Raw genomic sequence first — 16,428 nt, 5'->3', positions numbered from 1 at the left:
CTACCATGGCTTCCGCCAGCATCGACTTGCCCATTACCGTCTTCGAGCGCGTATTTTTTTCCTCCCCCAACGCGGCCCTGCTGCACGACGCGAACCGGACCGTCTTGTTCGTCAACCAGGCCTTCGAGGAACTCTTCGGCGCGACCCGGGCCGACGTGGTGGGGCACTCGCTGGACGGCGTGGTCCGGCTGTCGCCCAATCGACGCTTTGCCGACGGAGAAATCTGGCGGCTCGGCGAAGACGATCGCGCCGGCTCCCCCCGCGCGGCCAGGGCCGGCGTCCTCACCACCCACGTGGCCGTGATCCGGTTTCCCGTGGGCATGGTGGGCGGGCGCGAGGTCTCGTGTCTGCTCTTGCGCGACATCACCTCGCGCAACCGGGCCGAGCAGCGTCTGCGCCAGGCCGAGACCAAATACCGCTCCATCGTGGAAAACGCGGTGGAAGGCATCTTTCAGACCACGCCCCAGGGTCGCTATCTGGAGGCCAACCGCACCCTGGCCCGCATCTACGGGTTCGACTCCGTGCCCCAGATGATCGACTTCTTCCGCGACATCAAGAACCAGCTCTACGTCGACCCCACCCGGCGCGACGACTTCGTGCGGCTCCTGACCAATCACGACGTGGTGCGCGACTTCGAATCGCGCATCCGAAAGCGCGACGGCGAGATCATCTGGATATCGGAAAACGCCCGCGTGGTGCGCGCCGAATCCGGCGATCCCCTCTACTACGAGGGCACCGTGGTCGACATCACCGACCGCAAGCGCGCCGAGGAGGCCCTGGCCGCCCAGCGGGCCTATTTCAGCCAGCTTTTCGCCAACTCGCCCCAGGCCATCTCGCTCATCGACATGCATCGCAACATCGTGGACGTCAACGCCGCCTTCGAATCCCTGTTCGGCTACCGCGCCGAGGACATCAAGGGCTTCGGCATGCGGGCCTTCATCGTGCCGGAAAACCTGCTCACCGAGTGCGAGAACATGCGCATGGCCATTCTGGCGGGCAAGTCCGTGCAGCGCGAGTCCGTGCGCCGGCACAGGGACGGACGGCTCCTGCCCGTGGCCATCATCGGCTTTCCCATCGTGCTGAAGGACTCGCTCCAGGGCATCGTCTACATCTATCAGGACATTTCCGAACGCAAGGCCTTCGAGGCCCAGATCAGCCACCAGGCCTTTCACGACGCCCTGACCGGCCTGCCCAACCGCACCCTCTTCGCCGACCGGCTGGATCGCGCCCTCTCCCGGGCCAAGCGCCACGACGACAGCCAGTACGCCGTGCTCATGATCGACCTGAACAAGTTCAAGACCATAAACGACACCATGGGACATCAGGCCGGGGACTCCCTGTTGGTGGAAGTGGCCAGGCGGCTGCAACACTGCGTGCGCTCCATGGACACCGTGGCCCGTCTGGGCGGGGACGAATTCGCGGTCATTCTCGAAGAGCTGCGGGTCCAAAAGGAAGTCATGACCATTGTGGACCGCATTGTGACCGAAATAGGCCGCCCGTTCACCCTGTTCGGCTCCACCGTGACGCCCGCCGCCAGCATCGGCATCGTGCTGCGCACCCGCGAGTACAATTCGTCCGAAGATCTCATGCGCGACGCCGACATCGCCATGTACCGGGCCAAGGAGCAGTCCCGCCCCGCCGTGATCTTCGACCGCAAGATGCACCAGGAAATTCTGGAAGCCATGAGCCTGGAGGCCGACCTGCGCCTGGCCCTGGAACGGGGTGAACTGCTGCTGCACTATCAGCCCATCGTGGGCGTGCAGTCGGGACGCATCGAGGGGTTCGAGGCCCTGGTCCGCTGGGACCACCCCGTGCGCGGGCTGGTGCCGCCCGACCGTTTCATTCCCCTGGCGGAAGAAACCGGGTTGATTCTGCCCCTGGGACGCTTTGTGATCAGCGAAGCCTGCCGCCAAATGAGCGACTGGCAACGCGATTACGAAGAGGCCGACGGCCTGTACGTGAGCGTCAACGTCTCCTGCCGACAGTTCGTGCGCGACGGCCTGGTCGAACACGTGGCCGAGGTGCTGGGCGAGACCGCCTTGCCGTCTTCCTGCCTCAAACTCGAAATCACCGAATCCGTGCTCATGCACGACGCCGACCACACCGCCCGGGAACTCGGCCGGCTCAAGCAGCTCGGGGTCATGATCGCCATCGACGACTTCGGCACCGGGTATTCGTCGCTTTCCTACCTGCGCCAGTTGCCCATCGACCACCTGAAGATCGATCGGTCCTTCATTAGCGGCGCTTCCTGCAACGGCGAAAGTCAGGAGATCGTCAAATCCATCATCGCCCTGGCCCGCAGTCTGGGGCTCACGGTCATCGCCGAAGGCGTGGAGCGCGAAGACCAGCTCGAACGCCTGCGCTGCGTCGACTGCGACAAGGCCCAGGGATTCATGTTTTCCCGGCCGGTGGACAAAAGCCAGGCCGCGCGGCTCATTCTGAACGACGCCTGCGGGAAGCGCTCGGGATGACCGCCCGGCTCGGAGGAAGAATCGCCTCTGGCGGCCCGATGGGGTGACCCCCTCGGGGCTCCCCGGTTGCCCGCGCCCCCGCGACGGCCGCGCAAGATCCCGCCCGGCGCGAAAGATTTGGGAAAGAAAGAAGAGTCAGGGGCCTGGTTCCGACGCCGTCGGAACCAGGCCCCTCAATTTTTGCGTCCGTCACGTGTTGGCGCGGACTTCAGGCCGCCGACCCCCTTTCGGGGGCGGCCTGGGGGAATGATTCCCCCTGGCCGCCGGAGGCTTCCGTTTCTTTACGGATTCTGGGGCAGGTCCGGTCCCGACTGAAGCTTGGTCAAGGCTTCGGAGAGCTTGGCCGCCTTCTTGGCGCTGACGTAGGTGAGGATCTCGCCGGCCTGGCGTCCCTTCATGCCGGCCAAAATCTTGACGGCCACGGATTCGTCCAGGGTTTCGAGCACCGACGCCGCCTGCTTGGCCTTCATGTTCGTGTAGACGTCGATGAGGTGACGCATCTTCTCGTCCTTGAGCGCGTTGGCCTGGTCGAGCATGGACTTGATCGTCGTTTCGAGCTGCTGCAACTTGGCCGTGCGGCTGTTGAGGTCGTCCTCAAGAGCGTGCAGGGCCTGTTCCTTGCGGTCAAGCTGGTCGGCCCGGTCCTTGAGCTCGCGCGCCGAGAGCAGGGAGTCCGGCGGGGCGGCCGGAGCGGCCGGCGCGGGCTTGGCCGGCTGGGCCGCCGGGGCTGCTTGGGCGAGTTGCGCGGCCTGGGCCTTGGTTTCTTCCAGCACCGCGTCGCGCGCCATTTGAAGAAGGGGATTTTCCCGGGACGCTTTGGCCGGCGCGGCCGCAACCGAAGGGGAAGCGGCCGTTTCCACCTGATGGGAACCCAGGGAAAGGTCCAACCACACCAGCACGCCGAGTTTCGCGGCGGCCAGAAAGGCCACGGCCACGGCAAGCTTAGACAGACGCAGGCCGAAACCGGAGCGTGGCTTGTTCGTCGAATTGAGCCTGTTCCTTTCGCTGTTCTTCGTCGGCATGTCGGGTCGCCTTTTTTTCCTTGAGTTTTTCCAGGAGCTTGCGTTGCTTGGCCTTTTCCACCAGCTCGGCCCTGCGGGCGGCGGTGGCCTGGACCAGGCGGGAAAGATTGGTGTGGGCCACGGCCAGATCGGCGTCCAGGCGGTCCTTGTATCCCCGCCAGAGCCAGATGTCCGCGGCGGTCATGCTCGGGTTTTCGAGAAACCGGGCCTCATGCTCGGCAAGGGACGCGCTCAGGGAAGCGCACACCGCGCGTTGATCGTTTTCTGCGGCCAAAGCCTTGGACAAGGCCAACTTGGCCTGGTCTTCCAGTTGGCCCCGGTAGTCGAGAACCTGGTCGAGCGTAAAGCGAAACGGACGAGTCATAGCCGAACTTTAAGCAAATACCGGGCCACACGCCACCGGGGCATGGGCCGAAAAAGGCCGTGGGGGTCTTTACCGGGCCAAGCCCGGTCACGAACGACTCGCATCGCGTCTTTTGGAACATCCCGAAGCGGAGTGGGCATCCGTTGAAGAATTTTTCAACGGACTGCAAGAATCGCCTTGTTGGGCGGGCTGCTAGTGGGCCATGGCCATCTGTTTGCCGTCGTGGGTTTCGGCCTCGATGATCTTGAAGCCCTCTTCCAGCAGACGGGTGGCCTCGCGCTGGCGGATGCCCCGGGTCCGGGCTCCGAGCACCACGGCCACCAGCCGGGTGTTCCCGCGCTTGGCCGTGGTGATGATGTTGAAGCCGGACGAGCAGACAAACCCGGTCTTCAACCCGTCAACGCCCTCCACCCGGCCGAGCAGGGTGTTGGAATTGTGACGCACCCGATTTTTCCAGGTGAATTCGGTCATGGAATGGATGGCCAGCAGTTCGGGAAAGCGGGTGAGGTATTCGCGGGCCAGTTGGGCCATGTCGCGGGCCGTGGTGACTTGGCCGTCGGCCGGCAGGCCGTTGGGGTTGAAAAAGTGGGTGTTGGTCATGCCGAGGGCCTTGGCCTTTTCGTTCATGGCGGCCACGAAGGGCGACACGTCTCCGTGCCCCAGATATTGGGCCACGGCCACGCAGCCGTCGTTGGCGCTGACGATGGCGATTCCCTTGATGAGGTCGGACAGGACCACGTTCTCGCCGGTGCGCAGGTGCATGGACGACCCGCCCGCATGGCTGGCGTCGTAGGTCACGGGAATCACCGTGTCGGGCTGGAGCTTGCCCTGTTGGATGTACTCGTTGATGAGGTACAGGGTGAGCACCTTGGTCAGGGAAGCCGGGGCGATGGGCAGATCGGGCTCCTGGGCGAAGAGCACGCGTCCGGTCTTCATGTCCATGAGCAGGGAGGCCTTGGTCTCCACCTGGAACTCGCCCTTGTACGAGGCCGGAGTCCGGGAGACGGCCCTGGCCTGGCGGCGTTCTTTCTTGCTTCGGGATTTGGCCTGTTCGGACTTGCGTTTGCCCTTGCGCGGGGAGGACGTTTCCTTGTCGACCTTGGCCGAGGCCCGGCTCGAACTCGCCTTGCTTTTTTTCTTGGAGGACGTTTTCTTGGAGGAGGATTTCTCCGAGGTCTGGGTCTTGCGCGAGGAGGTCTTATCCGTCTTGGTCGATTTGGCCATGCCGCCGTCCGCGGCAAAGACGACGCACAACGCCACTGCGACACAGAGAAACGCAATCCATTTACGCATTCGATTAGGGCTCCTTCACCTCAAGTCGCGTAGATATCGCATGGCCCATGGCGTCGGGAACGCCTCGCGGACATGGACCTGGCCGCGACGAAAGAAAAACGGCGGGGTCGCGGCGAACGAAGGCGGCTTTCCAGAGAACAGCCAAAGGCTTGCTATCCTGAAACCTCTTGCCCGGGCAACTCTTTTTTCAACACTTGCGGGCTGGCGCACTGTATTGCGACGCCACGCGCACTGCAACGTTTGCCTGTCGCAGTGCGCCGCTTGGACATTGTAAAGTCGAAAAACGCCCCGCCCGCTTACTGGGACGAACCGGATTTCGTTTCCGACTCGCCGGTCTGGGAAGGATTGGCCTGGGGCTGCTGGGCCTGCTCGGCGGGCTTGGCCTGGTCCGCCGGTTTGGCGGCCTCGGCGGGCTTTGAAACGTCCGCGGGTTTTGTCGGTTCCGCGGGCTTGGCGGTGTCCGCCTGCTTGGCCGATTCAGCGGGCTTCGGGGCGTCCGCCGGCTTGGCGTTTTGGGCCTGCTTGGCCAAATCGCCCTCGAGCTGGCCGATGAGCAGTTCGGCCGCCACGGCCAGGGAACGCAGATCCGCCTTGGCATAGGCGTTGCGCGCGGCCAATATCTGGCCCCCGACCACGTCGATGAGCCTGGCGTCCAGACGCACCGAGCCGCCGGTCTTGGCCACCGATCCGGTGAGCACGCCCTGGGCCCCCACCATGGCGCCGATGGCCTGGGCCGCGGTTCCCGGGGCCTTGGACCCCGCGCCGAACTGCATCTCGTCGATCACCTTCTTCAACGCGGCCCGCTCCACCACGGAAAAACTGCCGGAATTGACCGCCGCCGTGATGCAGAATTCGGCCGTGAGTCGGCCCAGATTCTCCTTGGCGGCCTCGTCGGTGACGGGGTCGAACTCCAGGATGGCGATCTTGTAGGGCTGTCCCTTGGCCTGGACCAGGCCGGCAAGGGGGGTCAAGACCAGAAAAAGGGCGATCAACGTCAAACATGCCAAGCGCATGGGGCGGTCTCCTCCGGATTTGTCGCGACGTTTCCGAAGCGGCCGCCTCGCGGGCCGACCGGTCCGGGCGGACGAACGAAGCGAATTCTATACGCTTCATCTCCGACTCGCAACCCGGCCAAAGAAAAACGAAACGGCCGGAGAGCCACGCTCCCCGGCCGCACACGCTCTCTGCGTCCCGCGTTACTGGCGCACGCCGCGTTCGAAACGCGACTCCTTGCGGGCGATAAGATAGGCGCCAAAGCTTCTGGCGTCGGCGAACACCCGGTCGCCGTGGACTTTGTCCGAAACCCGGGTCAACTGTCCGGCCAAGGCCGTTTCTTCGTGGATCCACCAGGACCCGGCGGGCACGGCCTGGCCGCAGCAGGCAGTGACCAGGTCCGTCTCGGCCCGGCCCCAGAGCCGCCCCTTCTGCTTGGGCAGGTTGGTGCAGACGCTGGCCACCAGGGCGTCGATGTCGGCGTCGGTGATGGCGGCCTTGCGCTTCCAATAGTCCAGGCGTCGCACTTCCACGGCCAGTTTGCGGATCTCGCCGTAGAGTTCCTCCAGGGTGGCCCGGGCGTGGGAAAAGGTGCGGCGGCGGCCGTCGTCGTCCAGGACGTAGTAATAGGCGTACCCCTCGGCCGGAAGATCCTGTCCCACCTGGGCTACGGCGTAGCCCTTGGGAAGAACGTCCTGCACGAGGCGGCGCAGGTTCATGGGGATGCTTTCCATATCTAACACCTTGATATATTTTAATTTGATAGTATTCTCGTCACCAAAGCCTGCCGTTATTATATCGTCTTCAGAAAAATGTAAAGGCTCCCGACATCGCCGGCCGCGGCTTGACTTTCCCGACCGGTCGAGCGAGCAAGACAGTCGTCAGGCCCAGGCGAACCGCCCGCGAGGGCTCCTCCCGCGACGCGCGTCGCCCCTTACGCGCAGCGCATGCACCCGACGGACGCGACTTTCGCCAACGGGCCACGCTTCGGCCCTCGCGGCCACTTCCCGGGTCCACGTTCGGCCCCGCACCGCAGGAGACAACCATGAAATATGTCATATTCGAAGACTTCGCCGGGCAGCCCGCGCCCATCCTGTTTCCCGACCGCATCAGCCACGACGAAATCCGCGAACAGGTGCCCTATTCGCGCGTACTTTCCGCGGGATACCTGCGCCTGTCGGACCAGGGACTGGCCGTCAGCGGACTTTCGACATCGCTCAACCTGCGCTCGCGCCCCGAAGACCTGGACATTATTGTGCGTCATCTGTCCGCCCAGGCCTAGCTTTTTGCTTCGCGCGCAGGTACAGGCATGAAAAGAGCGGGCCGTTTTCGCGGCCGGCCTCCCCAAATCGCCCCCAACTTCAAGGAGAATACCGTGGAAGAAGAATTTGAAATCGATCCCCAGGACCTGCTCCTGGAAAACTCCCTGCGCGTGGTGTTTCGCGCCGCCCAGCTGCTCGACGGCGAGGACTTGAGCGCCGCCGATCTCAAGAACGTGTCCGGCGCCCTGCGTGACGCCACGGACATCATCCTGGCCATGGAGCACGTCTGCTCCTGCATGGACGAAGACGGGGCCGAAGGCGAATAGGCGGGCATGCGCATTTTTCGCCAAATAGCGTTTTTTCTCACCTTCCCGGTGTACACCCTGGTGTTCAGCACGGCGTGCTGGCTCCTGGCGGGCATCGGGAAGGAATCGAGTTTTTCCTACCGGCTCGAAACCCTTTGGGCCAGGCTGTGCCTGTGGACGGCCGGAGTCGAGGTGCGCGCGGACCTCTCCGCCCTCAAGCCCGGACAGACCTACGTGTTCATGGCCAACCACCAGAGCCAGTACGACATCCTGGTCATGTTTTCGGCCCTGCGGAACTATCCCATGCGTTTCGTGGCCAAGGAGAGCCTGTTCAAGATCCCGATCTTCGGCTGGGCCATGCTGCGCACCGGGCACATCCCCGTGCTGCGCGAGAATTCGCGCAAGGCCATGCGGTCCATCGACCAGGCGGCCGAGGCCGCCAAACGCGGACTTTGCATGCTCATCTTTCCCGAGGGCACCCGCAACCTCGACACCTCCGCCCTGGCCGATTTTAAGATCGGCGGCATGATCATGGCCCTCAAGTGCGAACGTCCGGTCGCTCCGCTGATCATCACCGGATCGGGCGAGCTGCTGCCCAAGGGCAAGATCGTCCCCAAGCCAGGCGTGGTGCGGGTCACGGCGCTCGACCCCTTCGACGCCACCGAGCGCTACACCCTCAAGCGCCGGGAAGAATTTCGCCTCTGGCTGCACGGCCACATGAACGCCGCCTACAAGGAGCTTCGCGCGTGTCCCCCGGCCTGACCCTGTACCCCCTGGGCGGCCTGGGCGAGATCGGCATGAACTGCATGGGCATCGCCCACGGCGACAGCCTCATCGTGGTGGACTGCGGCCTCATGTTCCCCGAAGACTACCTCTTCGGCGTGGACGTGGTGATCCCTCGCTTCGATTTCATCCAGGCGCGCAAGGCCCAGCTCAAGGCCATCGTGCTCACGCACGGGCACGAGGACCACATCGGCGCCCTGCCCTGGCTTCTGCCCTACGTGGACGTTCCCATCTACGGCTCGCCCTTCACCCTGGGCCTGGTGGCCAAAAAGCTCGAAGAGCGCGACCTGCTCAAATACGCCGACCTGCGCCCGGTGAAAAAAAACGACCGGGTGGAAATGGGCCCCTTCCACGTCAATTTCTTCCGGGTCTGCCACTCCATCGTGGACAGCTACGCCCTGGGCATCGAAACCCCGAGCGGGCGCATCCTCCATACCGGCGATTTCAAGATAGACCGCCAGCCCATGGACGACAACGCCACGGACCTGGACGCCATCCGGGCCTTCAGCGAACCCGGGGTGCTGTGCATGCTGTCGGATTCCACCAACGTGGAGCGCGAGGGCTTTTCCCTCAACGAGATGGAGATCAAGAACTCCCTGTCCGAGATTTTCCGCCAGGCCACCGGCCGCATCATCATCACGCTGTTTTCCAGCCATATCCAGCGCATGCGCGAGATTCTGGAGCTGGCCCACGAAACCGGCCGCCGGGTGGCGGTTTCCGGCAAGAGCCTGGCCTCCAACATGGAGTTGGCCAAAAACCTGGGCCACCTGCAGGTGCCCGCCGAGGTGGAGGTCGGCCTGGACGATCTGGCCTCGGTGCCGCTGGACAAGACGGTGCTGCTGGTCACGGGGTCCCAGGGCGAGCCGCTGTCCGCGCTGTCGCGCCTAGCCTCGGGCGAACACCGCCAGTTACGCGTGGAGCCGGGCGATCTGGTCATCATGAGTTCGCGGTTCATTCCCGGCAACGTCAAGGCCATCACCAAACTCATCGACAAGCTCTACCGCCTGGGGGCCGAGGTCTACTACGAGCGGGTGCAGGCCATCCACGCCTCGGGACACGCCCACCAGGAAGAGTTGGCGCTCATGCTCGACTGCGTGAAACCCAAATACTTCGTGCCCGTCCACGGCGAGTACCGCCACCTGGTCAAGCACCGCCGCCTGGCCGTGGAACGCGGCGTGGCCCCGGAACGGGCCCTGGTCATCGAGGACGGACAACCCCTGACCTTTCTCGAAGACGGCGGCATCCGCCTGGAGGACGCCATCGGCGTGGACCAGGTCTATGTGGACGGCAAGGGCGTGGGCGACGTGGGCCACGCCGTGCTCAAGGAGCGCCAGCTCCTGGCCGGCGAGGGCATGGTCGTGGCCGTGCTGGTGCTGGACGAAAAGACCGGAGACATCCTCATCGGCCCCAACATGGTGTCCAAGGGCTTCGTGTTCGAACAGCAATACGCCCACGTGCTGGAAGACGCCAAGTGCGTGGTCCTCGACGCCTTCGAGGACCTGCCCCCCGGCAACCTGGAAAAACTTTCGGAGCGCACCCGCTCCGGCCTGCGCCGCTTCTTCCGCAAGGTGTTGGGCCGCGATCCCGTGGTGGTGCCCCTGGTCATCTCCATCTGATGCGCATTCTGCGGGTCGAATACGCGGGGCGGATGTTCTTCGCCTCGCTTCGCGGCCGCGAACTCTCCTGCATGGACACGTCCCTGGGCCTGGACCAGCCGTTGCCCATCGACCAGGTGCGCGCCCTGCCCCCGGTGACCCCGACCAAAATCGTGGGTGTGACCCTGAACGCCCGCGAATTGGCCCGCGAACTGGGCATGGCCCCCCCGTCCGAGCCGGAAATCTTCTACAAGCCGCCCTCGGCCCTGTGCGGCCCCGGAGACTCCATTCTCCTGCCTCCCGGAGTCGGCCGGGTCCTGGTGGAAGGGCAGTTGGCCGTGGTGCTGGGCAAACACGCCCGCAACGTCTCGCCCGAGGAGGCCCCGTCCCACGTGTTCGGCTTCTGCCTGGCCGCCGACGTCACGGCCGTGGACATGGCCGGAGCCGGAGCGGGCGTTTCCCGGGCCAAGTCGTTCGACACCTTTTTGCCCCTGGGCCCCTGGATCGAAACCGAAGTCCCCGACCCCATGGAACTCGTGGTCACCGCCCAGTTGAACGGCCAGGTCGTGGGCCACGGGGCCATGGCCGACATGGCCTTTACCCCCTACGAACTGGTGAGCGTCCTGTCGCGCGGAATGACCCTGCTCCCCGGCGACACCATTTTGTGCGGGGCCAGCCGGGCGCGCGCCCTGGTGGAGCCGGGCGACGAGGTCCGGGTGGAGGCCGCCGGCGTGGGGTTGCTCATCAATCCGGTCATGACCGAGCCGCAGAACCTGCAGTAATCCGCCGCGTCACGCGCCCCCCGAGCGGCTCCGCGCCCGGGACTTGCCAATTTTTCGCCATCGGGGTACAGAGCCCCGTTCATTAATGCCGCACACGCCGGAACACCGCCCCGGGGTGCCCGCAGAAGCGGGCGGGAGCGGACCAACGGCGTGGAGGAAACAACCCAAAGGAGAGCCCCATGGCTTACGTCACCATGAAGCAACTGTTGGAGACCGGCGTGCACTTCGGTCACCAGACCCGCCGCTGGAACCCCAAAATGCGCCCCTACATCTTCGGCGCGCGCAACGGCATCCATATCATCGACCTGCAGCAGACCGTGAAGCTGTTCCAGAAGGCCCACGATTTTCTGGTCGACACCGTGGCCCAGGGCGGCAAGGTCATCTTCGTGGGCACCAAGCGCCAGGCCCAGGAGGCCGTGAAGAAAGAAGCCGAACGCAGCGGCCAGTACTTCGTGACCAACCGCTGGATGGGCGGCATGCTCACCAACTTCCAGACCATTCGCGGCTCCATCGACCGGCTCAAGAAGCTGGAGATCGCCTTCGACGACGGCTCCATCAAGCGCTACCACAAGAAAGAAATCGCCATGTACGGGCGCGAAGTCACCAAGCTCAACGCCACCCTGGGCGGCATCAAGCACATGGACGCCCTGCCCGGAGCGGCCTTCGTGATCGACCCCAAGCGCGAGGAAATCGCCGTGAAGGAATGCCGCAAGCTGGGCATCCCCGTGGTGGCCGTGGTGGACACCAACTGCGATCCCGACCTTATCGACTACATCATCCCCGGCAACGACGACGCCATCCGGGCCATCAAGCTGTTCGTGACCTGCGTGGCCGACGCCTGCCTCGAAGGCGAAGCCTCCTCCAAGGAGCAGGCCGCCGGCGAGGCCAAGGAAGAAGCCCCGGCCGAAAAGCCCGAGGTCGCCCCGCAAGCCGGGACCGACGAACCCCAGGAGGACAAATAACAATGGCTCAGATCAGCGCTTCGTTGGTCAAAGAATTGCGCGAGCGCACCAGCGCCGGCATGATGGACTGCAAGAAGGCCCTTGAGGCCTGCGGCGGCGACTCTGAAAAAGCCATCGCCTGGCTGCGCGAGAAGGGTCTTTCCAAGGCGGCCAAAAAGGCCGGCCGGGCCACCTCCGAAGGGGTGATCGGCTCCTACGTGCACTCCAACGGCAAGATCGCCGTTCTGGTCGAGATCAAGTGCGAGACCGACTTCGTGGCCCGTGGCGAAAAGTTCCTTGAATTCGCCAAGAACGTGGCCATGCAGATCGCGGCCACCAGCCCGGTGTGCGTCAAGCCCGAGGACATTCCGGCCGAGCTGCTGGACAAGGAAAAGGCCATCTACGAGGCCCAGACCCGCGCCGAGGGCAAGCCCGAAAAGATGCTCGACAAGATCGTCGAGGGCCGGATCAAGAAATACTACAAGGAAGTCTGCCTGGTCGAACAGGCCTACATCAAGGACGACAAGATGACCATCGGCGGTCTGCTCAACGACCTGGTGGCCACGCTTGGCGAAAACATTCAGATTGGGCGCTTCGTGCGCATGCAGCTCGGCGAAGACGCCGCCAGCGAAGAATAACCGAAACGGGCCGCGAGGCCCGTTTTTTTTGCGACGCGGGGGCGTCTCTTCACGGGAAGGGGCGCCCCCGCCGCGCGAAGGGCCCATTCCCGCCGCCGCATTGCCTCCTCCCAACCCGGGCGGGGACGTGGGCGTCCCAGGCGAGCGCTTCGGCCTCGCGCCCTGCAACCACCCAAGAGGTCATATGGACAAGTTGCGCTTTAAAAGAGTATTGTTCAAACTTTCCGGCGAAGCCCTGGCGGGAGACAAAGGATTCGGCATCGACCCGGCCACCGTGACGACCTTCTGCTCGGAAATCGCCGAAGCCGCGGCCATGGGCGCGGAAGTGGCTCTGGTCATCGGCGGCGGCAACATCTTTCGGGGTATGTCCGCCTCGGCCTCGGGCATGGACCGGGCCAGCGCCGACTACATGGGCATGCTGGCCACGGTGATGAACGCGGTGGCCGTGCAAGACGCCCTGGAAAAGCTGGGACTCTCCACCCGAGTGCTCTCGGCCATCACCATGCAGGAGGTCTGCGAGTCCTATATCCGCCGCCGGGCCATACGGCATCTGGAAAAAGGGCGGGTGGTCATCTGCGCGGCCGGCACCGGCAACCCGTACTTCACCACGGACACCGCCGCCGCCCTGCGCGCCATGGAACTCAAGTGCGAGGTCATCATCAAGGGCACCAAGGTCAATGGCGTCTACGACAAGGACCCGAAAAAATTCGACGACGCCGTCCTCTTTGACCGTTTGACCTACATGGATGTATTGGAACGCCAACTGGCGGTGATGGACTCCACGGCCATCAGCCTGGCCATGGACAACCGCATGCCCATCGTGGTGTTCAACATGTTCGAACCCGGAAACCTCAAGCGGGTCATTACCGGACAAAAAGCCGGAACCATCGTGGAATAAGAAGGAGACGACAATGGACAGCGTGCTCGCCGACGCCAAAGACAGGATGATCAAGGCCCTCGCATCCCTCGAAAAGGACTTCTCCCACCTGCGCACCGGCCGGGCCTCCACGGCCCTGCTCGACGGTATCAAGGTGGACTACTACGGCACGCCCACGCCCATTGACCAGATCGCCTCGGTGTCCACCCCGGACAGCCGCACCATCACCATCCAGCCCTGGGACCGCGGGGCCTTCGGCCTGGTGGAAAAGGCCATCATGAAATCCGATCTGGGGCTCACCCCGGTCAACGACGGCAAGCTCATCCGCATCGGACTGCCGCCGCTCACCGAAGACCGCCGCAAGGAACTGGTCAAGGTGGCCAAGAAATACGCCGAAGAGGCCAAAGTGGCCTGCCGCAACGTGCGCCGAGACGCCAACGATTCGTTCAAGAAGAAGCAAAAAGACAAAAGCCTCTCCGAGGACGACGCGCGCAAGGGTGAAAACGAGGTGCAGAAACTCACCGATTCCTTCGTGGCCAAGATCGACCAGTCCCTGGCCAAGAAGGAAAAGGAAATCATGGAGATTTGACGATGGATCACCCGGTGCGGAAAGTGCCGCGCCATCTGGCGGTCATCATGGACGGCAACGGACGCTGGGCTCAGCGCCGGGGTCTTTCGCGCAGCCAGGGCCACAAGGCCGGCACCGAGACGGCCAAGGCCCTGGTCACCCGGGCCAGGGAGCTGGGCATCGCGCATCTGACGCTCTACACCCTGTCCAAGGAGAACCTGCGTCGCCCCCAGGACGAAGTGCGCACGCTGTTCGACCTGCTGGTGCGTTTTCTCAACAAGGAGCTGGACAGCCTGGTCAAGCAGGACATCCGTCTGAATATCCTGGGCGAGCTCGACGCCTTTCCCCTCCCGGTGCGCCAAGTGCTCAAGCACGTGATGGCCAAGACCGCCCATTGCAAGTCCATGATGCTCAACCTGGCGCTCAACTACTCCGGCCGGGAAGAAATCCTCGCCGCCTGCCGCAAGCTGCTGGCCAAGGGCCTGCGCCCCCGGGACCTGACCGAAGAGGTCTTTTCCGCCGAACTCTACACCGCCGGCCAGCCCGACCCGGACCTGGTCATCCGCACCAGCGGCGAGGTTCGCATCAGCAACTACCTGCTCTGGCAGAGCGCCTACGCCGAATTCTACTTCACGGAAACCGCCTGGCCCGACTTCGATTCGGCCGAGCTGGACAAGGCCCTGGACGACTACTCCAGCCGGCAACGCCGCTTCGGCATGACCGGCGAGCAGATTCGCGCCCGGGACAAGGCCGAATAGACCGCCCATTCCGCAAAGAAAGCGGGAGTCTGCTCCTCGCGCCAAGGCGAGGGGCAGGCTCCCTGCTTTTCGTTCGCCGTCAGGGCGTCAGCCCCTCTCGTGGGGGCGGACGGGGCGTTGCGCGGCCACGCTCCAGCGTTCCAAATTCTCTTGCAAAAGACTCCAAGAGCGCCAGTAACGGCGCGAAGCGGAAGGGGACTCAAAAGGGACTGACCCTCTTTTGCCGCCGGAGGCGTCTCAAACGACGAATTTGGCGGTCCGCATTCCTCCACCGAGGGCGTTGGTTTTTTGGACGCGCGCGAATATTCAGACCGGCTCGTCGGGCAGGCGCACCTTGACGCAGGTCCTTCCGTTGCCGGTGTGCAGCGCCACGCCGCCCCCGTGAGTCTGGGCGATGAGACGGGCCGAGTACGCACCCAGCCCCGTGCCGCCGGCCTTGCCGTGGGAGGCGTATTTTTCGAAAAAATGATCCCGCACAGCCTCGGGCGCCTCGCCCTGGTTGCAGACCGCGATGAGGCTCCATCCGGCCTCGCGTCCGAACAACACGCGCACCGTTCCGCCCAGGGGCGAAGCTTCCAGGGCGTTTTTCACCAGGTTGGCCAACATGGTGTAGAGCAGCAGCTCCTCCCCCAACATGGCGAACGGAAGCTCCGTGGCGTCGATCTCCAGCCGGTAGCCGTTGCGCACGTAGGCCGGCCCCACGTCGGACCACACGGTCCGGGCCAGGGACACCCCGTCGATACGCTCGGGGGCGAGCGCGTAGACGCCCTTTTCCATGCGATACAGCGACAGCGACAGGGTGATCATGTCCTGCATGCGTCGTCCGGCGGCCAGGATCATGCGCACCATTTCGCGCTGTCCCTCGTCGAGCCCCTGGTCTTCGAGAAGCAGTTGCGGCAGACTGAGGATGGCCGAAAGCGGACTCTTGAGGTCGTGGCGGGTGATGCGCTCCACGTCTTCGCGCAGCCGCTCGGCCTGGAGCCGGTCGGCCAGCTCCGAGACCTCGTGGCCCAGGGAATCGAAAAAGTGTTCCAGAAAGTCCGTGGCCATTTCCGGGCTGTAGCGTCCGGGCCGCACATCGGCCGCCAGGGCCAGGGCCACGAGATATCCGGGACGAAATCGGTCTTCCAGGGGATAGACGAAGCAGGACTGGAACCGCGCCCGCTCCTCCTGGGAAAACAATCCGGCCGGGGCCTGGCTGACGGCCCCCAGGTAGACCTTGCCGCCATCTTCCGAGGTGGCCATGGCCAAAAGGTCCTCCTGGGAAGCGAACTGACATCGTTCCGGCGCCAGATCGGCGAAGCGTTCCCGGTCGAGCACCAGGCGCACCAACCCCACCCGGAAAAACGCGCGCAACCGGTCGAGCAGGTCGGGCAGGTCGTCGAGGGTTCGCAGCCGGCGCACCATGGCCGCCCCCTGGCGCACCCGCTCGAAGGTGCGCAGGCTTTCCTCGTAGCGGCGCGTGACCTCGCCCAGGGCCGTGCGCAACCCCAGCCGGGCGGTGCTGACCTTGGCCAGGCGCTCCTCCAGAACGGCCCTTTCCCGGGCCACCGCGAGCACGGCCTGACGCAACGCCTCCACCTGTCCGACCAGATGGGGCCCCCCTTCCTCACGGGAGGACTTCTCCAGGGTTTCGAGTTGGCCAAGCGCAGCCGCGAGGGTGGAATGCATGGACATGGGTCAATCATATCCCAGGTCGAAGTATCTTGGAAGACAAGGAAGGGCTTGCCCCGTAAACGTTGTCGTGCGACTCGAACGGCATCCGAGCCCTCCCCC

General features: G+C 64.4%; 17 protein-coding genes. 11 read left to right on the top strand and 6 right to left on the bottom strand.

Annotated features, from left to right (window positions below):
- Positions 1–5: 5 nt before the first annotated feature.
- Entirely contained in the window at positions 6–2,471 is a 2,466-nt protein-coding gene (locus ACYQ01_RS12790; RefSeq protein WP_459934247.1) for a sensor domain-containing protein, read from the top strand.
- Between the two features lie 281 nt (positions 2,472–2,752).
- On the opposite strand, the gene ACYQ01_RS12785 is transcribed toward ACYQ01_RS12790, so the two are convergent.
- The 5 genes from ACYQ01_RS12785 to ACYQ01_RS12765 form a co-directional block, all read right to left on the bottom strand.
- Positions 2,753–3,493: a MotE family protein gene (locus ACYQ01_RS12785; RefSeq protein ID WP_459934246.1), complete on the bottom strand. Its 741-nt coding sequence runs from the start codon at positions 3,491–3,493 to the stop codon at positions 2,753–2,755.
- Complete coding sequence (gene fliJ, locus ACYQ01_RS12780) at positions 3,414–3,857, bottom strand: flagellar export protein FliJ (RefSeq protein ID WP_459934245.1); 444 nt, start codon at positions 3,855–3,857, stop codon at positions 3,414–3,416. The genes ACYQ01_RS12785 and fliJ overlap by 80 nt, the downstream gene beginning before the upstream one ends.
- A gap of 192 nt (positions 3,858–4,049) precedes the next feature.
- On the bottom strand, positions 4,050–5,150 hold the full coding sequence (locus ACYQ01_RS12775; protein WP_459934244.1) for a D-alanyl-D-alanine carboxypeptidase family protein: 1,101 nt from the start codon (positions 5,148–5,150) through the stop codon (positions 4,050–4,052).
- A 296-nt stretch (positions 5,151–5,446) separates the two neighbouring features.
- Complete coding sequence (locus ACYQ01_RS12770) at positions 5,447–6,163, bottom strand: FlgO family outer membrane protein (protein WP_459934243.1); 717 nt, start codon at positions 6,161–6,163, stop codon at positions 5,447–5,449.
- A 183-nt stretch (positions 6,164–6,346) separates the two neighbouring features.
- Positions 6,347–6,877, bottom strand: coding sequence for a hypothetical protein (locus ACYQ01_RS12765; RefSeq protein ID WP_459934242.1), 531 nt, complete (start codon positions 6,875–6,877; stop codon positions 6,347–6,349).
- Positions 6,878–7,188: 311 nt separating this feature from the next.
- Here ACYQ01_RS12765 and ACYQ01_RS12760 point away from each other — a divergent pair, with 311 nt between their 5' ends.
- From ACYQ01_RS12760 to uppS, 10 genes are all read left to right on the top strand, one after another.
- On the top strand, positions 7,189–7,425 hold the full coding sequence (locus tag ACYQ01_RS12760; RefSeq protein WP_459934241.1) for a hypothetical protein: 237 nt from the start codon (positions 7,189–7,191) through the stop codon (positions 7,423–7,425).
- A gap of 93 nt (positions 7,426–7,518) precedes the next feature.
- A complete protein-coding gene (locus ACYQ01_RS12755; protein WP_459934240.1) occupies positions 7,519–7,731 on the top strand; it encodes a hypothetical protein in 213 nt (70 codons plus the stop codon).
- A gap of 6 nt (positions 7,732–7,737) precedes the next feature.
- Positions 7,738–8,472, top strand: a complete 735-nt coding sequence (locus ACYQ01_RS12750; protein ID WP_459934239.1) for a lysophospholipid acyltransferase family protein — start codon at positions 7,738–7,740, stop codon at positions 8,470–8,472.
- 35 nt (positions 8,473–8,507) lie between these two features.
- The gene (locus tag ACYQ01_RS12745) at positions 8,508–10,109 is read left to right on the top strand and encodes a ribonuclease J (RefSeq protein ID WP_459934852.1); all 1,602 of its coding nucleotides are present in this window, start codon (positions 8,508–8,510) and stop codon (positions 10,107–10,109) included.
- Positions 10,109–10,870, top strand: a complete 762-nt coding sequence (locus ACYQ01_RS12740; RefSeq protein WP_459934238.1) for a fumarylacetoacetate hydrolase family protein — start codon at positions 10,109–10,111, stop codon at positions 10,868–10,870. Before ACYQ01_RS12745 ends, ACYQ01_RS12740 begins: the two co-directional genes overlap by 1 nt.
- 179 nt (positions 10,871–11,049) lie before the next feature.
- Positions 11,050–11,832 carry a 30S ribosomal protein S2 gene (rpsB, locus tag ACYQ01_RS12735; RefSeq protein WP_459934237.1) on the top strand — a complete coding sequence of 261 codons (783 nt, stop codon included), beginning with the start codon at positions 11,050–11,052 and terminating at the stop codon, positions 11,830–11,832.
- A 2-nt stretch (positions 11,833–11,834) separates the two neighbouring features.
- Complete coding sequence (gene tsf, locus ACYQ01_RS12730) at positions 11,835–12,449, top strand: translation elongation factor Ts (protein ID WP_459934236.1); 615 nt, start codon at positions 11,835–11,837, stop codon at positions 12,447–12,449.
- Positions 12,450–12,633: 184 nt separating this feature from the next.
- Positions 12,634–13,347 (top strand): UMP kinase, encoded by a 714-nt coding sequence (gene pyrH, locus ACYQ01_RS12725; protein WP_459934235.1) that lies wholly within the window; start codon positions 12,634–12,636, stop codon positions 13,345–13,347.
- Between the two features lie 13 nt (positions 13,348–13,360).
- Positions 13,361–13,915, top strand: a complete 555-nt coding sequence (gene frr / locus ACYQ01_RS12720; protein ID WP_459934234.1) for a ribosome recycling factor — start codon at positions 13,361–13,363, stop codon at positions 13,913–13,915.
- Between the two features lie 2 nt (positions 13,916–13,917).
- Complete coding sequence (gene uppS, locus ACYQ01_RS12715) at positions 13,918–14,652, top strand: polyprenyl diphosphate synthase (RefSeq protein WP_459934233.1); 735 nt, start codon at positions 13,918–13,920, stop codon at positions 14,650–14,652.
- 306 nt (positions 14,653–14,958) lie between these two features.
- Here uppS and ACYQ01_RS12710 read toward each other — a convergent pair whose 3' ends face one another.
- Positions 14,959–16,329, bottom strand: coding sequence for an ATP-binding protein (locus ACYQ01_RS12710; protein ID WP_459934232.1), 1,371 nt, complete (start codon positions 16,327–16,329; stop codon positions 14,959–14,961).
- Between the last annotated feature and the right edge of the window lie 99 nt (positions 16,330–16,428).

It is taken from the genome of Fundidesulfovibrio butyratiphilus (genome assembly GCF_054657235.1).
The sequence above is the reverse complement of the archived record's forward strand: the minus strand, read 5'-3'. Positions and strand labels throughout refer to the sequence as shown.

Excerpts from the sequence above, each read along its gene's own strand:
- ACYQ01_RS12790 (WP_459934247.1), top strand. The coding sequence starts at position 6 with ATGGCTTCCGCCAGCATCGACTTGCCCATTACCGTCTTCGAGCGCGTA.
- ACYQ01_RS12785 (WP_459934246.1), bottom strand. The coding sequence starts at position 3,493 with ATGCCGACGAAGAACAGCGAAAGGAACAGGCTCAATTCGACGAACAAG.
- fliJ (WP_459934245.1), bottom strand. The coding sequence starts at position 3,857 with ATGACTCGTCCGTTTCGCTTTACGCTCGACCAGGTTCTCGACTACCGG.
- ACYQ01_RS12775 (WP_459934244.1), bottom strand. The coding sequence starts at position 5,150 with ATGCGTAAATGGATTGCGTTTCTCTGTGTCGCAGTGGCGTTGTGCGTC.
- ACYQ01_RS12770 (WP_459934243.1), bottom strand. The coding sequence starts at position 6,163 with ATGCGCTTGGCATGTTTGACGTTGATCGCCCTTTTTCTGGTCTTGACC.
- ACYQ01_RS12765 (WP_459934242.1), bottom strand. The coding sequence starts at position 6,877 with ATGGAAAGCATCCCCATGAACCTGCGCCGCCTCGTGCAGGACGTTCTT.
- ACYQ01_RS12760 (WP_459934241.1), top strand. The coding sequence starts at position 7,189 with ATGAAATATGTCATATTCGAAGACTTCGCCGGGCAGCCCGCGCCCATC.
- ACYQ01_RS12750 (WP_459934239.1), top strand. The coding sequence starts at position 7,738 with ATGCGCATTTTTCGCCAAATAGCGTTTTTTCTCACCTTCCCGGTGTAC.
- ACYQ01_RS12745 (WP_459934852.1), top strand. The coding sequence starts at position 8,508 with ATGAACTGCATGGGCATCGCCCACGGCGACAGCCTCATCGTGGTGGAC.
- ACYQ01_RS12740 (WP_459934238.1), top strand. The coding sequence starts at position 10,109 with ATGCGCATTCTGCGGGTCGAATACGCGGGGCGGATGTTCTTCGCCTCG.
- rpsB (WP_459934237.1), top strand. The coding sequence starts at position 11,050 with ATGGCTTACGTCACCATGAAGCAACTGTTGGAGACCGGCGTGCACTTC.
- tsf (WP_459934236.1), top strand. The coding sequence starts at position 11,835 with ATGGCTCAGATCAGCGCTTCGTTGGTCAAAGAATTGCGCGAGCGCACC.
- pyrH (WP_459934235.1), top strand. The coding sequence starts at position 12,634 with ATGGACAAGTTGCGCTTTAAAAGAGTATTGTTCAAACTTTCCGGCGAA.
- frr (WP_459934234.1), top strand. The coding sequence starts at position 13,361 with ATGGACAGCGTGCTCGCCGACGCCAAAGACAGGATGATCAAGGCCCTC.
- uppS (WP_459934233.1), top strand. The coding sequence starts at position 13,918 with ATGGATCACCCGGTGCGGAAAGTGCCGCGCCATCTGGCGGTCATCATG.
- ACYQ01_RS12710 (WP_459934232.1), bottom strand. The coding sequence starts at position 16,329 with ATGTCCATGCATTCCACCCTCGCGGCTGCGCTTGGCCAACTCGAAACC.